This window comes from Polaribacter litoreus (assembly GCF_054584775.1).
Genome location: NZ_JBTLRD010000005.1, coordinates 87969 through 104818, shown reverse-complemented (window position 1 = coordinate 104818; position 16850 = coordinate 87969). Strand labels below are relative to the sequence as shown.

General features: G+C 30.4%; 15 protein-coding genes. 6 read left to right on the top strand and 9 right to left on the bottom strand.

From position 1 onward, the window contains the following. Nucleotides 1-84: 84 nt before the first annotated feature. Nucleotides 85-1410: a D-arabinono-1,4-lactone oxidase gene (locus tag ACW9UN_RS05565; RefSeq protein ID WP_459484657.1), complete on the top strand. Its 1326-nt coding sequence runs from the start codon at nucleotides 85-87 to the stop codon at nucleotides 1408-1410. Then, complete coding sequence (locus ACW9UN_RS05560; RefSeq protein WP_459484655.1) at nucleotides 1397-2047, top strand: HAD family hydrolase; 651 nt, start codon at nucleotides 1397-1399, stop codon at nucleotides 2045-2047. The genes ACW9UN_RS05565 and ACW9UN_RS05560 overlap by 14 nt, the downstream gene beginning before the upstream one ends. Before the next feature lie 189 nt (nucleotides 2048-2236). On the opposite strand, the gene gldA is transcribed toward ACW9UN_RS05560, so the two are convergent. The 6 genes from gldA to ACW9UN_RS05530 all read right to left on the bottom strand — a co-directional run bounded on the left by gldA (nucleotide 2237) and on the right by ACW9UN_RS05530 (nucleotide 8970). Then, nucleotides 2237-3133, bottom strand: a complete 897-nt coding sequence (gldA, locus tag ACW9UN_RS05555) for a gliding motility-associated ABC transporter ATP-binding subunit GldA (RefSeq protein WP_459484652.1) — start codon at nucleotides 3131-3133, stop codon at nucleotides 2237-2239. A gap of 43 nt (nucleotides 3134-3176) precedes the next feature. Then, nucleotides 3177-3938: a hypothetical protein gene (locus ACW9UN_RS05550; RefSeq protein ID WP_459484649.1), complete on the bottom strand. Its 762-nt coding sequence runs from the start codon at nucleotides 3936-3938 to the stop codon at nucleotides 3177-3179. A 75-nt stretch (nucleotides 3939-4013) separates the two neighbouring features. Beyond that, nucleotides 4014-6770, bottom strand: coding sequence for a carboxypeptidase-like regulatory domain-containing protein (locus tag ACW9UN_RS05545; RefSeq protein ID WP_459484647.1), 2757 nt, complete (start codon nucleotides 6768-6770; stop codon nucleotides 4014-4016). 50 nt (nucleotides 6771-6820) lie between these two features. Continuing rightward, complete coding sequence (locus ACW9UN_RS05540) at nucleotides 6821-7645, bottom strand: GLPGLI family protein (protein WP_459484644.1); 825 nt, start codon at nucleotides 7643-7645, stop codon at nucleotides 6821-6823. A 98-nt stretch (nucleotides 7646-7743) separates the two neighbouring features. Continuing rightward, nucleotides 7744-8586, bottom strand: a complete 843-nt coding sequence (locus ACW9UN_RS05535) for a GLPGLI family protein (RefSeq protein WP_459484642.1) — start codon at nucleotides 8584-8586, stop codon at nucleotides 7744-7746. A gap of 3 nt (nucleotides 8587-8589) precedes the next feature. Continuing rightward, nucleotides 8590-8970, bottom strand: a complete 381-nt coding sequence (locus tag ACW9UN_RS05530; protein WP_459484641.1) for a hypothetical protein — start codon at nucleotides 8968-8970, stop codon at nucleotides 8590-8592. Between the two features lie 121 nt (nucleotides 8971-9091). Here ACW9UN_RS05530 and ACW9UN_RS05525 point away from each other — a divergent pair, with 121 nt between their 5' ends. The 3 genes from ACW9UN_RS05525 (at nucleotide 9092) to ACW9UN_RS05515 (ending at nucleotide 12059) form a co-directional block, all read left to right on the top strand. Continuing rightward, nucleotides 9092-10711, top strand: coding sequence for a sensor histidine kinase (locus ACW9UN_RS05525; protein ID WP_459484640.1), 1620 nt, complete (start codon nucleotides 9092-9094; stop codon nucleotides 10709-10711). Beyond that, a complete protein-coding gene (locus ACW9UN_RS05520; protein WP_459484639.1) occupies nucleotides 10704-11381 on the top strand; it encodes a response regulator transcription factor in 678 nt (225 codons plus the stop codon). The genes ACW9UN_RS05525 and ACW9UN_RS05520 overlap by 8 nt, the downstream gene beginning before the upstream one ends. Before the next feature lie 63 nt (nucleotides 11382-11444). After that, a complete protein-coding gene (locus tag ACW9UN_RS05515) occupies nucleotides 11445-12059 on the top strand; it encodes a deoxynucleoside kinase (RefSeq protein ID WP_459484638.1) in 615 nt (204 codons plus the stop codon). Between the two features lie 63 nt (nucleotides 12060-12122). On the opposite strand, the gene ACW9UN_RS05510 is transcribed toward ACW9UN_RS05515, so the two are convergent. After that, the gene (locus ACW9UN_RS05510) at nucleotides 12123-12752 is read right to left on the bottom strand and encodes a peptidylprolyl isomerase (protein ID WP_459484636.1); all 630 of its coding nucleotides are present in this window, start codon (nucleotides 12750-12752) and stop codon (nucleotides 12123-12125) included. 325 nt (nucleotides 12753-13077) lie between these two features. Between ACW9UN_RS05510 and ACW9UN_RS05505 the strand changes: the two genes are divergently transcribed. After that, nucleotides 13078-14178, top strand: a complete 1101-nt coding sequence (locus ACW9UN_RS05505; protein WP_459484634.1) for a DUF4407 domain-containing protein — start codon at nucleotides 13078-13080, stop codon at nucleotides 14176-14178. Between the two features lie 55 nt (nucleotides 14179-14233). Here the strand turns inward: ACW9UN_RS05505 and ACW9UN_RS05500 are convergent, their stop codons facing one another. Both ACW9UN_RS05500 and ACW9UN_RS05495 read right to left on the bottom strand, forming a co-directional pair. Beyond that, nucleotides 14234-15820: an ATP-dependent DNA ligase gene (locus ACW9UN_RS05500; protein ID WP_459484632.1), complete on the bottom strand. Its 1587-nt coding sequence runs from the start codon at nucleotides 15818-15820 to the stop codon at nucleotides 14234-14236. A gap of 3 nt (nucleotides 15821-15823) precedes the next feature. Beyond that, entirely contained in the window at nucleotides 15824-16843 is a 1020-nt protein-coding gene (locus ACW9UN_RS05495) for a ligase-associated DNA damage response exonuclease (protein WP_459484630.1), read from the bottom strand. Nucleotides 16844-16850: the final 7 nt, after the last annotated feature.

The window sequence follows — 16850 nt, the reverse complement described above, 5'->3', positions numbered from 1 at the left end:
AAATGTATTTTGGTTTTTCTTAACACTTAAAAAACATTGTTAGCCTTATAATTCTGTAATTTTGTTTAACAAAATTAAATAATCATGAAACAAAAAAATAACGGAACTTGGGTTAGCTGGAATGAGAACCTTAAGTACAACTACACCACAAAGTATGATATTACTACTGAAGAAGAACTTCAAAAAGTTGTAGCGCAAAATGAAAAAATACGTTTTTTTGGAAGCAAACAATCTTCTGCGGATATAGCTGCAGGTACTGATGTGTTGATAGACATGACAAGTTATAACAAAATTGTTTCTTACGATTATTACGATAAAACAATTACAGTTCAGTCTGGTTTAATCTTAAGCGAGTTGTTAGAAGCTATAGAATCTGTAGGTTGGTGTATACCCTGCTTGCCAGATATTAATACCATTACTATCGGTGGTGCATTAGCCACAGGAACCCATGGAACAAGCGGTAAATTACTGTGTGAATATATGACATCTTGTAATTTGGTGTTGGCTGACGGAAGCGTAAAAACCATTACAGAAAAAGACGATTTAATAGATGCAGTTCGGGTTTCTTTAGGAATGTTAGGTGTAATGTCTACTGTAACTTTTCAATGTCAACCAGCCTATACTTTACATATCAAAGAAGGACCAGAAAAAGATAGTGAATGGTTACCGAAAATTAAGAGTAGGTTAAAAAAACACGATTTTCTTAGAATCTTGTGGCTGCCTCATACAGATACAGGATACGTGATTACTGGCGATAAAATAGATGCTGATGCAAAGGTGGTAGAAAATTTAGGGCCAAGTTATTTAAAACATCGAAGAACTGCTTCAAAAATTTTATACAAATACACACACATTTTCCCTTGGTTAACAGCCATTGCTAACAAAATATTAGCCAAAGCCTTTTTCAGTTCAAAAAAAGAACATAAAGGAACTTTGTATCAAGCCACTGTTACAAAATCTAGAGGATCTACTTTAGAGTTGGCAGAATGGACAGTAAGTTTAGACAAGTTTCCAGAAGTATTTAAAGAATTAAAAACCGTAATCAACCAATGGAATAACAAATCTTTTATTCATATTCCAATGGATGTGCGTTTTGTATATCAAGACAAATCTTGGTTAAGTTATGCCTATGGACATGATACAGTAACCATGGGTTGTGTATCTAGAAATGCAGCTACTGCAGATACTTATGAAGCGTTTAAAACTATAGAAAATATTTTCTTAAAATATGGTGGTAGACCACATTGGGGAAAACGTTTTGCAGCAAAAGATGCAGAATTGTCTCAAATTTATCCAAAATGGGAAGAATTTAAAGCAATAAGACAAAAATTAGACCCAACAAATAAGTTTTTAAATCCATATTTAACTAAATTAGTAGCCGCTAAAACATTGGTTAATGAAATTGCCTAAAGGATTTTTATTCGATTTTGACGGTGTAATCGTAAACAGTTTTGAAAGCCATTTTTCTGCTTGGAAATCGGCTTTCAAAGAACTGTTTCATGAAGAAATTGCACCTTTTCCAAAATTTCATTCAGGAAAATCGCCCATGATTATTGCTGAATATTTTTGTAGCGTTATTGGTAAAGAAGCTCAAACAGCAGAATTGTACCATTTAAAAGATAAACATTTAGACACCTATTTTACAGTACCTAAATTATTACCAGGTGTAAGAGAGTTTACAGCTTTTTTATCCGAAGAAAAAATTCCTTATGGCATAGCAAGTAATGCCACCAAACAATTTTTAAAGAATAGTGTTTATCACCTAAATCTAGATTTTAAAACGGTTTTTGGTGTACAAGATTATGAGAAACCTAAACCTCATCCAGAGGCTTATATGACTTTGGCAAAAGCTTTAGGATTTACACAAAGCGATTTTGCACATCTTTGGGTTTTCGAAGACAGCTTAACAGGCACAAAAGCTGCAAAAGCAGCAGGTATGATTCCTATTGGTATTTTAACACAATATTCAGAAGCAGAGCTTAAAGCAGCTGGTAGTCAATTGGTTTTTCCTACCTTGTTAGAAGCCTATCAATATTTAACTCAATAAAATTATTAGGGCGTTCCCTTTCAGGTCAGGCTTTCGCTACTCACTTTTTTTGCTGAAAAAGCAAAAAAGAGTTCAAACAAACCGCTCAATCCTTAACGCGTATGGCAAACTCCAAAAGGAAGTAATTTGTAGTGATTTTTTCGAGATAATTCAAGACCTGTAAAGTCTATATTTTACAAGCATATAACTTTATTGTAAAGTCAATTCTCTAAACAAACTTTCTAAATTCTTGTTTTCTGCAACCAATTCTAAGATTTTAAGCTCATTATCTTGCGCAAAATCAAAAATTTGAGAACGCATATCTTCTTGGGTTTTAAAAAATAACTTCCAAGATTTGTGGTCTAATTTATCAACGGACAATAAATAAGGAATTTGATATAATTTATCCTCATCAATTTTAGTATTAAAAACAACTTTTATAACTTGTTGATTGTTATTTTGGAGTTCTTTTAGCTTTTTATCGATTAAGATTTCACCTTTTTTGATGATGATTACCCGATCGCAAACGGCTTCTACCTCTTGCATAATATGCGTAGAAAAGAGTACTGTTTTTTCTTTGCCTAAGGCTTTAATCAACGCTCTAATTTCTACCAATTGATTTGGATCTAAACCAGTTGTGGGTTCATCTAAAATTAACACAGACGGATTGTGTAAAATAGCAGCTGCCAAACCTACTCTTTGTTGATATCCTTTAGACAATTGATTGATTTTTTTATGCGCTTCAGCACCTAAACCCACTTTTTTTATACAGGTTTCTATTTCGTTTTTATCCACCTCAAAAATTGAGGCTTGAAATTGCAAGTACTCTCGTACATACATATCAGCATATAAAGGATTATGTTCTGGCAAATACCCAATAGTTTTCTGAGCCTCTAATGGATTTTGTAATACATCAATATCATCAACCAAAACCTCGCCTGCATTTGGTTTTACATAGCCAGTTAAGATTTTCATCATAGTAGATTTCCCTGCGCCATTTGGTCCTAAAAACCCAATAATCTGACCTTTATCCGCAGAAAAAGAAACCTCATGTAATGCTTTTTGAGTGGTGTATATTTTGCTAACTGAAGTAACTTTTATCGACATTCTAAATTTAATTGATTATTATGATAACGTAGCTATTATTGTTTTAGTTTGATGTGGATGAGCGAATATATCTTATATTTTTCATTCTTTGCCAAGCTGTTTTATGGGTTTGTTTGTAGAGCCATAAAGTACCTAAATCTAATAAAAAATAGAATAGACTAATTCCACTTGGTGGGTTATAGCTTGGTAAAAAAGGAATAACACCCCAAGCAGTGGATGGCCACCACCAACATTTATAATAGGTTCCGATTATTTCTAGGCAAGCTACAGAAATATACATGGTTAAGTAGAATAAACGCTCTCTAGGTTTATTTCTTAAAATTAAAAGTGTTGTTATGGTCATTACAAAACCGAAAACATCATTCTTTACAATAAGAAATACACTTGCATAAATGAAGATGAAAATAGTCAGAAATTTCTCAATTTTTATATGGTGTTTTTTTATAGAGGCTGCTTTTGCAAAAAGTAATACAGCTAAATATACAAAAGCGTGACCAAAAGGAATATAGTGTGGTACGTTTTCTAATCTATAGGTGTACATCCCTAAGAGTACAGAAAATAAATACTCACCTACAAAACCAATGAGTACAGCAAATAGCATTTGTATTTTTAGTCTTTTATTTACTTTAAAGATGGTAATTGCAAATACACTAAACATTAAAATATTTGCATATAATTGGGCATTATTTGTAATTTTTATCATATAAAAACTATCTAAAAACAACCCCACAATAAAGAAAAGATATAACAGACCTAAACTCTTAAACGCAGCGTAAAATGATGATTTTGTAGCAATAATACTCATGTTACAAAAATATATAAAGTAAATAAAAAATGGCTCTAAAAAGAGCCATTTAAAAAAACTAAATTAAACTGTTATTTACAACTGGTAACGTAGTCTTAAACTGATAAATCTTGGTAAAATAAAACGTTCGTTAGTTGTAAAAGCAATAATACTTTGGTTTACTGAGGCCTGAGAACCTGTGGCTAATAAGTTGCTACCTATTAACTCATATTCTAATTTGGCATCTCTATTTTTTCTGTATGCTAATTTTGCATTTAAAATACTAAAGGTATTTGTACTTTCGCCATTCTGTCTTTGATCTGTGTAAGAATAATCTGCTGTTAGTGTTAAAGAATTCCAGATGTAAGCATCAAAATTAATAGATGGTGTGTGTGTTACTGTTTTTACATCTTGTGTTCTTGCAGTATTGCTTTGATCATTAAAGTTTACATTGTATCGAAGGCTAACGTTTGGTGCTTTTGTAAAATTAGTACCAATTCTTGTATTAATACCTCTAGAAATATTTTCGTTTGTATTCTCTAAAGAATTTATAAATTGGTAGCTTTTGTTATACGAAAAATTACCTCCTAATCTTGCTGTTATTTTTCTGATGGTTTTACTTAAACTTGCAAATGCAGTAAAACTTTCGTTATCTAATGGCGAATTTATAGAAGTACTACTAGAAACTACAGATCCTGGCTCAAATATGGTGTTTCTATTTACTTGATCCATTGTTTTTCTATAATTTATTCTTGCAAAAACACTACTGTTATTAAACAGGTTAAAGCTACTATAGTTTAAACTTACGTTATGAAAACTAGCATTTAAAAGCTCTGAATTACCAGCAAAAAATGAGTTGTAATTGTTAGCTACAATTCCTCTGGCAACTTGACTAACATCTGTAAAATTTACTTCTTGTTTATAGGTAAACCTTAAACTCTCGCTTCTTTTAAATTGTGCAATGGCTTCAAATTCTGGAAGCACTTTAAAAAAGGTGTCCTGAAAAAACTCTGTACCATATTGTGTATTATTAGAATTGTAAGAGTGCGCAGTAAAACCTGGAGTGATTGTAAAAATTCCAGTTTTTAAACGGTATCTTAAACCAGCATAAATATCTGTAAATTTATATTCAGTATCGTTGTTAATTTGTTCATCTTCTATACCATCAATTTCTGGATTTGGTATGTTAGTGGTACCTAATTGAAAAAACTCTGAATTAAAACGTTGGCTGCTTAAAATTGTACCAGCAACAAAGTTTAAATTACTTTTTTGATTTAAAATGTAATAGTAATCTAATTTTGCATTCAGCTGATTTGTTTTTACACGTCTGTCTTGTTCTAAATCATAAAACGTTAAACTTCTATCTAAATCTAATGATTCTGCTGCATCATCAAATCCATCTGGAGGCATATCTCCATCAGGATCATTGTCGTTGTTATTTGGGTCATTCTCTAAAGATGCAATATAAAAAGGATCTTCGTCTTGCAATAAATGTTGTACTTCTAACGCAAAAATACTTGTTTCACTAGCTGTATAAAAATAACTAAAATCTTGATTTATGGTAAAAGGTGTTGCCCTTTCTGTTTCAGTAATATCACTCAAAACTTGAGAGTTTACATTGTCTGTTCTAAACTCGTTTGTTAAACGACCTGTAATATTGTAGTTTAATTGATTGTTAAAATCTTTTTTGTAGATAGTACTAAACCTGAATAAACCTATATTACTGGTTTGGTCTGTAGTATTATCTACAACATCATCTGGAGTATCAGGGTCTACATAATCGATAGAATTGATATTTCTTTGTCCATTGCTGTTTCCAGACCATATTAAATATCCACTTAAATCTAATTTTGGATTTGGAGAATAACTAAAGTTTAAAGCCGATAATTTTGTTTCTATTCTATTGGCATTTCTAGCACTTGCATTTAAAATACCAATACCTGCATCTGGTGTACTAATATTAGTTCCATTGGATGGACTCTGACTTCTAAAGCTTCCTCCAAAATTTCTTGCTTCTCTTCTACCAATAACTACTTCTCCCATATTATTTACATCACCAATAACATTAATGGTGTATTTGGGTGTGTAATAAAATAGTTTAGGTTGAAATAGATATAACCCAGTGTCTGGAGAATCTCCTGCACCCGCTAAAATATCTCCGAACCAAAAGTTCTTTTTACCTTCTTTTAATTTGATGTTTATGGCAACTCTATCTTGGTTGTTTTGCACTCCTTTTAATTGGTTTACATCACCATAATTTCTTAAAACTTGAATTTTATCTACAGCATTAGAAGGTATGTTTTCAGTAGCTAGTTTTGTGTCTCCACTAAAAAACTCTTTACCATCTACCATAATTTTTTCAACCGCTTTTCCTTCTACTTCTATTTGGCCAGCGTCGTTAATTTCTACACCAGGTAGTTTATCGATAACGTCTTTTAACTTTCGTTCAGAACCATTTTTAAAGGAATCTGCATTATAAATAATAGTATCACCTTTAACAGTTACTGGCATTTTAGCAACAATATTAATACCATCTAACATATTGTCTTCATACATGGTGTAGTTTTTAGTAATATTGGTAGTGTTTGTTTTTACAAACTCACTAATTTCTTTAAAACCTACGTAGCTAATCTTTATGTTGTAGACTGTGTTTTTCTTTAAATCTAATTTAAAAGTACCATTAGCATCAGAAAAACCGTAAGACGCAATGGTTTTAGCAACAGTATCTAAGGCAATAATATTGGCCATTTCTAAAGGCTCTCCAATAGAGTCTTTTACCACTCCTGTGTATTTAATTTGGGCACTAGATACCCATGACACCATAAAAATGGTGATTAGTAATATTCTTTTCATTTGTTTGATTTGAATTAATGTAGTTGGGTTAAAAGCAATTTAGGCGATTTTTAAAATCTTCTTCCACCACCTCTACTTCTGTTTTGAAAACGTTCTTTAAGTTCTTCTGTTTTTACTTTTATAATTTTGTTGTACTCTTCTCTGCTTACTTTTTTACCTTTTTTAGGTTTTTTAATTTCAATAGCTTCCTCTGGATTTAGTACAATTTCTGTACAAAGCATGGTTGTTCTGCCAGCATTTAGTTCTAAAATTAAACCAGGTAATCCCCAATAACTTTCTGGGCCAGAGCTAACAGGTATTTGTGGCGAATACCAAGCAGTTACTTTTAATAATTTAATATCGTTTTTCTTTTCAGTTTTTGTAGAATCTTTGGCTTGACTTCCTCTTCTAAAAATACTACCCCAATCAATTTTGGTATCAACAGTAGTCATTGTTGCTTTGTAGCAAGTATACTGACCTATTTTTTTAGTTTCTGTACCTAATTCCCATTTAGGTTGCTCCATCTCTTCCACAATAAGAAAACGTTTGCTAAACTGCTCTATATCTTCTATCATTTCTTTTTCTTTTAAATTCTTATAAATAGAGCCTTGACCATTACTCGCTCCCCATCTAGATCGAGAAGCCCCTGGAGCATCTAATTTTACATTTTCTTTAAATGAAGATTCTGATCGAGTAAAACTTAGCGTGTAGGTTTTCTCTAAAAAGCTTTTCATTCTAGCAAGCCTTTGCTGTTTCTGTTGTTCTGTCATTCTATCTCCAAACATACTCATATCAACAGTAGTTTTAGACATATAAGTTGCTTTTCCTTGAAAATCTTTTTGAGCAAAAGATGTAATGGTTGCTAGCGCTAACACTAGGGTAAATAATGATTTCATTTTTTTAGTTTTTACAAAAGTACCTGTTATAATATTCTGTAAGACTTAAAAAAAACTTAAAAGTTTAAAGACGTTAGGAAAAGTTTAACAAATGATTTTTAGCCACCCATTTTAATATTAATTCCACCACCAATGTCCATTCCGTTTCTACTTTTAAATTTCTCCATCATTTCTTTGCTTTTTTGTTCTTGGATTTCATCAAATTTCTTTTGGTTAACTACTTTTCCTTTTTCAGGTTCTTTAATTTTAATAGTTTCAGACGGATTTAGCACAATCTCTGTACAAACTATTAGATTTTTACCATCATTTAATTCTAAAATTAAACCAGGTAAACCTTGGTAATTCTTTGGTCCATTACTAATTGGCACTTGTAACGTATACCAAGCTGTAGTAACTTTAGTTGCTTTGGTTAAAGTTTCTTTAGACTCACCGTTAATAAAACTAATTTTTTTATTTTCTACCTCTTCTGTATGGGTTGCTTTGTAACAGGTGTATTGTCCAATATTTTTTGTTTCAGTACTCATTTTCCAGTCATATTCAGGCAGGTTATCTTTCACTAAAAACGCTTTTCCCATAATTTCAGTTTGATTGGCAAAACGCTTTTCTTTAAGGTTTTTATAATAAATACTCCCTTGTCCAGAACCACCAACACTCATAAGAACAATTTTTGCTCCATTTGCTTTTGGGTTTGGTGCTGCCAATTTTACTTCTTCTCTGTAGGTAGAATTTGTTTTATCAAACTCAAGGACAAAAGTTTTTTGATTCATTTTTTGTAATCTCTTTTGGAGTTCTTCTTGCATTTCATCGGTTATTCCCTTTTGGTTTTCTCCAAATTTCACATTAGATTTTCTACTCGTTTTATAAATAGCTTTTCCTGTAAAATTTTGTGCATTTATAACAGTAGCTACTAGTAACGCCAATAGTGTTGTAATAGTTTTCATAATTTATTCGTTTTCGTATTTTTTGTAAAGTTTTATTAGTCCGTTAATTCCTTTTTTTGATTTGATTATTAAATCATCAATATTTTCAGATTTTCCTTCAACAGAAAATTTACCTGTAATTGCAACTTTTTTATTTGAAGATTTTTTTAAATCAATTCCAAAACTCAATTTTATAAGTTCCTCGTCTTTATTGTTTTCAAAGATAGCTTTTACATCATTCCAATCTATACTTTCCAATTCTTTAACAGTATCTGCAGTAAAAGTCATAGAGCTTATTTTTACATCTGTTTCTGTATTAATAGATTCATTTAAGGTGATTTTTTTATGTTGTGCTAATACAATTGTTGAACATAATAATAGAATTACTGTTGTAAGTTTTTTCATAATGAATTGTTTTATTTGATTACACTACAAAGATGCAACATCAATTTACTTTTTAAGGTTAACGAACGTTAACGAGTGTTAACCAGTTAATTTTCTTAAAATTACAACCTATATTTGTAATATGAATACCAAAAAATACCAATGGATTTTTTATTTAATAACCATCACAATTATTACTACAATTGGGGTTCAGTTTTATTGGAATCTAAAAAATTATCAAGAAAACAAGCAAAGAGTTGCTAATGAAATTCAATTAAGTTTAGACAATGCAATAGAAGAATACTTTTCTACTTTGGCAAAAAGTAATTTTTTAACCATTGTTAATAACGATACAGATGCTGATCAAACTGTAAAAATTAAAAAAAATATAGCTTTCGATTCTATAATTTCTAAAATAAAAAACAGTTCAAATTCTAAAAATAACCTGAAACCTAAATTTACTATTAATAGTATTCAAATTTCTTCGGATGAAAATTTATCTCAAGAAAAAAGAGATTCTTTGATGCTTGGTACAAGAGAATTTGTTACTAAACTTAATTGGAAAAGAGATTCTTTACTTCGTTTTCGATGGAAGAATGATTCCACTACTTCCTATACCCAATTTACAGATGATAAAAACGGAATTCATTTTGATGAAAATGGCAGTAAAACTGCAGTAAAATATTTTAAAGGAAAAAGAGCCGCAGATAGTTTAAAACTAGTCACCAATCTAAAACCCATCTTTATCTCATTTTTAGATCAATCTTTAGATTACAATACAATAGATTCTTTAATAGAAAATCAATTAAACACCAAAGGTATTCACTTAAAAACAAGTTTTCATCATTTAAAAAAAGATACCATTTTTAAGAAAACCAAAGACACTACTTTAGTGGATAAAAAGTTTTCAGCAAACTCAAAATCTACTTATGTAAAAGACAATCAATCTTATAAATTATATTACAGCAACCCAAATTATGAAGCACTAAAAAGAAGTTTTGGCGGCATTTTTCTATCGTTAATTTTGTCTTTATTAATTATTTCTTGTTTGTTTTATTTATTAAAAATCATTAATCAACAAAAAGAATTAGCAGCCATTAAAAACGATTTAATTAGCAATATTACGCACGAATTTAAAACACCAATTGCTACAGTTTCTACAGCCATTGAAGCTATAGAAAATTTTAATGTTTTAGATGATAAAGAAAAAACCCAAAGATATTTGGCAATGTCTGCTGTACAATTAAAAAAACTACATCAAATGGTAGAAAAATTGTTAGAAACTGCTACTTTAGATAGCGAACAATTAATGCTAAAAAAAGAAACTGTTGATATTGTTGAAATGACAGATAAACTAGTAAAAAAACACCAATTATTAGCCAATAACAAAGAGTTGCATTTTTCATGGAACTTACAACCTAATTATGTAAATGTTGATGTTTTTCATTTTGAAAATGTAATTTCTAATTTAATAGACAATGCCATAAAATATGGTGGAAATACTATTGAAATTAACGTCAATTCTATTTTAAATTCAACAGAAATTACCATTGCTGATGATGGAAATGGAATTGAAAAAAATCAACAAGAAAAGATTTTCGACAAATTTTACAGAGTTCCGAAAGGAAATAAACACGATGTAAAAGGCTTTGGAATTGGCTTGTATTATTGTAAAAAAATTATCGAAAAACATACAGGAAGCATTGCGCTTTCTTCTGATAAAAAACAAACCATTTTTAAAATAACCATACCCAATGTCTAAAATTAAAGTGCTTTTAGCTGAAGATGAAGCTAGTTTAGGAATGATTGTAAAAGAGAGTTTAGAAACTAGAAATTTTGTGGTTTATCATGCAGAAAATGGCGAAGAAGCTTACCAAATTTATCAAACAGAACAACCAGACATTTTAGTATTAGATGTTATGATGCCCAAAAAAGATGGGTTTACTTTAGCGCAAGAAATTAGACAAGAAAACAAGAATATTCCTATTATTTTTTTAACAGCAAAATCGCAAACTAGCGATGTTTTAGAAGGTTTTTCTATTGGTGGTAACGATTATTTAAAAAAGCCCTTTTCTATGGAAGAGCTTATTGTTAGAATTAAAGCATTACTGAATAGAATTGAATTAAAAACCAATGTAGAAACCCTTAAAATAGGCGAGTATATTTTTAATTTTACCAAACAAACGTTGGTACATTTAAATACAACAGAAACTTTAACACACAGAGAAGCGCAATTACTTTTTTATCTTTTTGAGAAAAAAAATGAAGTCTTAGACAGAACTTTTATCTTAAACAAATTATGGGGTAATGACGATTTTTTTAATGCCAGAAGTATGGATGTTTTTATCAGCAAACTTAGAAAAAAGTTAAAAGCAGATTCTAACATAAAAATTTTAAATGTTAGAGGTTTTGGATATAAATTGATTTGTTAACTATTTTAAAGCTATAATTTTTATAATTTAGCAGCACTTTTCAATTTTATATAACTTAAGAATATGCACGTTGCAATTGCAGGTAATATTGGGGCTGGTAAAACCACACTAACCAAACTTTTAGCTAAACATTACAAATGGAAACCTCATTATGAGTCTGTTGATGAAAATCCGTATTTAGATGATTTTTATGGAGAAATGGAACGTTGGTCTTTTAACTTACAGGTTTATTTTTTAAACAGTCGTTTTCGACAAATTTTAGAATTAAGAAAAACAGGTAAAAGCATTATTCAAGATAGAACCATTTATGAAGATGCACATATTTTTGCACCCAATTTACATGCAATGGGTTTAATGACCAATAGAGATTATAGCAATTACAGTTCTCTTTTTGAGTTGATGGAAAACCTAATTTCTCCACCAGATTTGTTAATTTATTTACGTGCAGATATTTCTACTTTGGTAGGTCAAATTCATAAAAGAGGTAGAGATTACGAAAACTCTATTAGTATTGATTATTTAAGCAGATTAAATGAACGTTATGAAGCTTTTATTGCTAAATACACCAAAGGAAAACTTTTAGTAATTGATGTAGATAATTTAGATTTTGTTAAAAATCAAGAAGATTTGGGGTATATTATTGATAGAATAGACGCACAAATTAACGGGCTTTTTTAAAAAGTAAGGAGATAAATGTATGAAAAGGGAGTGATTCAAAGTGAATCACTCCCTTTTTTAGTTCTATTTCTTTAAAATATAAGCCTTTAAAATATAATCAACTTTAGGGTAGTTTTCTTCTAAAAAAGCATTCCCTTCTTTAGTTATTCTGCCTTGTTTACGGCCTAATTCGTCACCATATCCATCGTAAAATTTTAAAATATTTTCTTCACCATCAATAACTTTAGCAACCACAGGAAAACCAGTTACTCCAGAATAAGCCAATTTATCTAAGCGAAAATTATCCTTTAGATTGATAAATATTTGATTAGATCTCGAATTTTTACCACCTCTAGCAAACGAAATCGTCATTTTAGCATTTTTTTCTAAAACGGGTTCGTCTTCAATGCCTCTTTTTTGCCATGCATTATGGATTAACGTATCATTATGAATACCAAATTGAGCCACAAAATTGGGCACCACTCTAAAAATAGCAACATTTACATAATAATCATTTTTAATTAGTTGATAAAATCGATCTACTCCTTTTGGAGACCATTCTCTTTTTGCTTCAATATCAAAATTCCCTTTTGTGGTTTCAAATCTTGCTTTAAAAGTTGCTGGAGCCTCTTTTTTTAACCATTTTTCATTAAACTTTTTTGATGCACAAGAAGATAGCAAAACTGCAAATACAATTAAAATTACTTTTTTCATCACTTTTCTATTGGTTCATAAACAAAAATAGCTAAAAAATCATCATAAATATTTACCATCTATTTTTAGCGTTGTATCGTTAAACCATCACTGGTCTAAAATGGATGAACCTTGATTATAATTTTTATAGAATCTCAAAAAAGCATTTAAAAAATTACTAGTTACGTTATCTAAAAGAAGTAAAATTCCAGAAATAACAAATACAAAAAAGTAAAAGTTACAATATAGAATTTGTTACAAAAAAAACCTCGAAAAATCGCGAGGCTTTTTTACGTAACAAATTCGCTTTTAAAACGTTGTATTTATACATTTAAATACAAAAACCTTGCTTAAAAATTTCTTTCTTACTTGTTCTGGAGTTGATAAAAACTTAATTAACGAATGTTCTAATGGCGAACAAAATAAATATGTTGGCATAGGTGCTACAGTATTTTTTACTGCAATTATGGCAACTATTGCAGGTTCGTATGCTTTATACACTGTTTTTGATAATTTGTATAGCGCTATTTTCTTCGGATTAATTTGGGGATTATTAATCTTTAATTTAGATCGATTTATAGTCTCTACTATTAAAAAAACAGATGCTAAATGGAAAGAATTTGCACAAGCAACACCTAGAATAATTTTGGCAATTATTATTGCCACTGTTATTTCGAAACCTTTAGAATTAAAATTGTTTGAAAAAGAAATCAATCAGGTTTTGTTAATGGAAAAAAACCAAATGACTTTGGATAACAAATCTCAAATTGCACAACAATTTACACCAGAGATTAATCAAATTAAGTCAGAAATTCAAGTGCTTCAACAAGAAATTATTAGCAAAGAAAATGAAACCAATAATTTGTACGAAATTTATATTTCTGAAGCAGAAGGTATTACTGGAACAAAAAAATTAGGTAAAGGCCCCGTTTACAAAGAAAAAAGAGCAAAACACGATGCTTCTTTATTGGCTTTACAGCAACTGAAAAAAGAAAATTTAACTAAAATTGAAGAAAAAGAAAATAAGATTGCTGTTTTAATTGATAATCAAAAGTTGGCAGAAACAAAATCGCAACCCATAATTTCTAATTTTGACGGATTAATGGCAAGAATTAAGGCTTTAGGTAAATTGCCATTCTTTACATCGTTCTTTATTTTCTTGCTGTTTTTGGCTATTGAAACCTCACCAATTATTGCAAAATTATTAGCACCAAAAGGTGAATATGATTTTAAACTCGAAGAAAAATTATCTGCTGTTAAAACTTGGGCAATTCAACAAATGCAACAAAGAGAACAAATGTTACATGCCGATATTACTATTGATAATAAAGTGTATAAAGATATAACTGCTGATGAAGAATTGTACAACTACAAACAAAAAATGGCAAGAGAATTAATGAAATTACAAGCAGATTCTTTTTACAAAAAACAACAAAAAATGCTTTAAAAAGTTGTTTTGCTACCAATAAACTTAAACTTGATATGTTTTAGATTAAGAATTTTTAATTATTTTTAATCAATGCCTTAACTGAATCAATAGTATCAATATCTTTTACAGTTTTATCTTTTCGCCAACGTTTTATTCTGGGAAAACGCAAAGCGACTCCACTTTTATGCCTTTTGCTATAGGCAATGCCTTCAAAAGCAATTTCGAAAACCAATGCAGGTGTTACAGTTCTTACTGGGCCAAATTTTTCAATAGCATTTTGATTTACCCATTTTGATATTTTAGTAATTTCTTTATCTGTTAATCCTGAATAGGCTTTAGCAACTGTCACTAATTTATCTTCATTTTTAACAGCAAACGTATAATCTGTGTATTTAGAGCTTCGTCTTCCACTTCCTTTTTGAGCGTAAATCATTACAACATCAATGGTTAACGGATCTACTTTCCATTTCCACCAATCGCCTTTTTTTCTTCCAACATGATAAACAGATGATTTGTTTTTGAGCATTAATCCTTCTGAATTAAAACTTCTTGCTGCATTTCTTAAGGCATCCAATTCATCCCAATTCTTGAAAGTAATGACTTCGGATAATTTTAAAATGTTACTGGTATTTTGTTGGAATAATTGTTCTAGTTTTAGTCTTCTATCTGCCATAGATTGATTTCTTAAATCTTCATCATTCAATTCTAAAATGTCATAGACATACAAACCTACAGGAACTTCTTCTAACAGTTTTTTAGTTACATTTTTACGATTCAATCGTTTTTGTAAATCGTTAAAAAGCAATACTGAACTATCTTTTATGGCTAAAATTTCGCCATCGATTACAAAATCGTCTTTAAACTCAGAAATAGCGGTTACAATTTCAGGAAACTGTTGCGTAACCAATTCTTCTCCTCTAGACCATATAAAAACTTCGTTTTTTCTTTTGATGATTTGCCCACGAATGCCATCCCATTTGTATTCTACTTGCCAGTCGTTTTCATCACCTAAATCTTGCAAATCTTTTTCTAAAGCATATGCCAAACAAAAAGGATAAGGTTTAGAGTTATCGTAATTGATATGCTCTCCATGTAATAAGGCATCAAAAGAGATGGAATCTGGTGTCCAATTCCCAATAATACTGTGCATTAATTGATTGGCATCAATTCCAGATAGTTTCGCTAAAGCGTTTACCAATGTTTTTTTAGAAACACCTATTCTAAAACTTCCGCCAATTAGTTTATTAAAAATTAAGCGTTCTTGAGCGTTTAAACCATTCCAGGCTGTTAACACATATTCCTTTTTTTCTTCGTCTGTTTTTTGTTTTAGGTTGATGAGTTCATCAATCCAAATATGCAATGGTTTTTCAATATTGTTTTTAGGATTAGGTAATAAGAGTGCTAAAGTTTCTCCTAAATCTCCCACAGTGCTGTAACTTTCTAAAAACAACCATTCTGGAAGTTTTGTAATTTCCATACACCACAATTTCATTAAGTTCGATTTTACAGGTCTGCTTGGTCTTTTACCTGTAAATAAAGCAATTAACCATAACTTATCTTTATCTGGTGCAGCTATAAAATAATTGACCAAAGCATCCATTTTTGCATTGGTTTTATTAGTGATTTCGATGGCGCTAATTAAATTGGAAAAGTCTTTCATAGCTTATGGAGTGGCTGTTTTCAATTTATCTTCTTTATCGATTTCATCATCACCAAATTCTGTTTTTAATTCATAAGCTTCAATACCTATTTCATTCAAGTATTTAGAAAATACTGCTGTAGATCCGTGGGTAACGTATACTTTTTCGGCTTCTGTGGCCTTTATAGCAGTTAAAAGTCCATCCCAATCAGCGTGATCACTTACAGCAAAACCAGCGTCAACACCTTTCCATCTTCGGTTACCACGAATATGCATCCAACCCGAACAAATTGCTGTGGCTGCATTTGGAATACGTTTTAATAGTTTAGAGCCTAATAGAGCAGGAGGTAAGATGACAATTTTATTTTGAACATCAACTTTCTTGAAATCTGCAGTAATTAAGGTTGATTTTGGTAATGCTATTCCTGAGTTTTCAATGGCTTCATTTAAATTATGAATTGCTGAATGTACATAAATATCGGAAACTCTTTCAAGTAGTTTCATTACTCTTTGTGCTTTTCCTAAACTATATCCTAAAAAAACACTAGTTCTATTATTTTGTTGATTTTGTAGCACCCAATTTTGGATTTCGGTTTGCAATGCCATTTCAGATTTCCATTTGTAAATTGGCAAACCAAAGGTGCTTTCTGTAATGAATTCGTGGCATTTTACAGGCTCAAAAGGCGTAGTAAGAAAATCTGGCTGCATTTTATAATCACCAGAAAAAACAACTACATAACCCTTATATTCTAACTTAATTTGTGCTGAACCAATAATATGGCCTGCAGGAAAAAAACTCACTTTTACGCCGTTTATTTGTTTAGGTTGATTATAGCCTAAACTTTCAATAGAAATATCTTGACCAATTCTGTGTTGTAAAATTGCCTTAGAATCGTTATGACATAAATAATGCGTATTTCCCCATCTTGCGTGATCTGCGTGTCCGTGAGAAATTACGGCATAATCAACAGCATACCAGGGGTCTAAATAGAATTTCCCTGGAATACAATAAATACCTTTTTTGGTAAATTTTACGAGTTTCAAATGTTAG

What these genes read in the sequence shown, in the direction of transcription:
- ACW9UN_RS05545 (WP_459484647.1), bottom strand. Translation starts at nt 6,770, where the DNA reads ATGAAAAGAATATTACTAATCACCATTTTTATGGTGTCATGGGTATCT.
- ACW9UN_RS05515 (WP_459484638.1), top strand. Translation starts at nt 11,445, where the DNA reads ATGCACGTTGCAATTGCAGGTAATATTGGGGCTGGTAAAACCACACTA.
- ACW9UN_RS05535 (WP_459484642.1), bottom strand. Translation starts at nt 8,586, where the DNA reads ATGAAAACTATTACAACACTATTGGCGTTACTAGTAGCTACTGTTATA.
- ACW9UN_RS05520 (WP_459484639.1), top strand. Translation starts at nt 10,704, where the DNA reads ATGTCTAAAATTAAAGTGCTTTTAGCTGAAGATGAAGCTAGTTTAGGA.
- ACW9UN_RS05540 (WP_459484644.1), bottom strand. Translation starts at nt 7,645, where the DNA reads ATGAAATCATTATTTACCCTAGTGTTAGCGCTAGCAACCATTACATCT.
- ACW9UN_RS05530 (WP_459484641.1), bottom strand. Translation starts at nt 8,970, where the DNA reads ATGAAAAAACTTACAACAGTAATTCTATTATTATGTTCAACAATTGTA.
- ACW9UN_RS05510 (WP_459484636.1), bottom strand. Translation starts at nt 12,752, where the DNA reads ATGAAAAAAGTAATTTTAATTGTATTTGCAGTTTTGCTATCTTCTTGT.
- gldA (WP_459484652.1), bottom strand. Translation starts at nt 3,133, where the DNA reads ATGTCGATAAAAGTTACTTCAGTTAGCAAAATATACACCACTCAAAAA.
- ACW9UN_RS05560 (WP_459484655.1), top strand. Translation starts at nt 1,397, where the DNA reads ATGAAATTGCCTAAAGGATTTTTATTCGATTTTGACGGTGTAATCGTA.
- ACW9UN_RS05525 (WP_459484640.1), top strand. Translation starts at nt 9,092, where the DNA reads ATGAATACCAAAAAATACCAATGGATTTTTTATTTAATAACCATCACA.
- ACW9UN_RS05565 (WP_459484657.1), top strand. Translation starts at nt 85, where the DNA reads ATGAAACAAAAAAATAACGGAACTTGGGTTAGCTGGAATGAGAACCTT.
- ACW9UN_RS05550 (WP_459484649.1), bottom strand. Translation starts at nt 3,938, where the DNA reads ATGAGTATTATTGCTACAAAATCATCATTTTACGCTGCGTTTAAGAGT.
- ACW9UN_RS05500 (WP_459484632.1), bottom strand. Translation starts at nt 15,820, where the DNA reads ATGAAAGACTTTTCCAATTTAATTAGCGCCATCGAAATCACTAATAAA.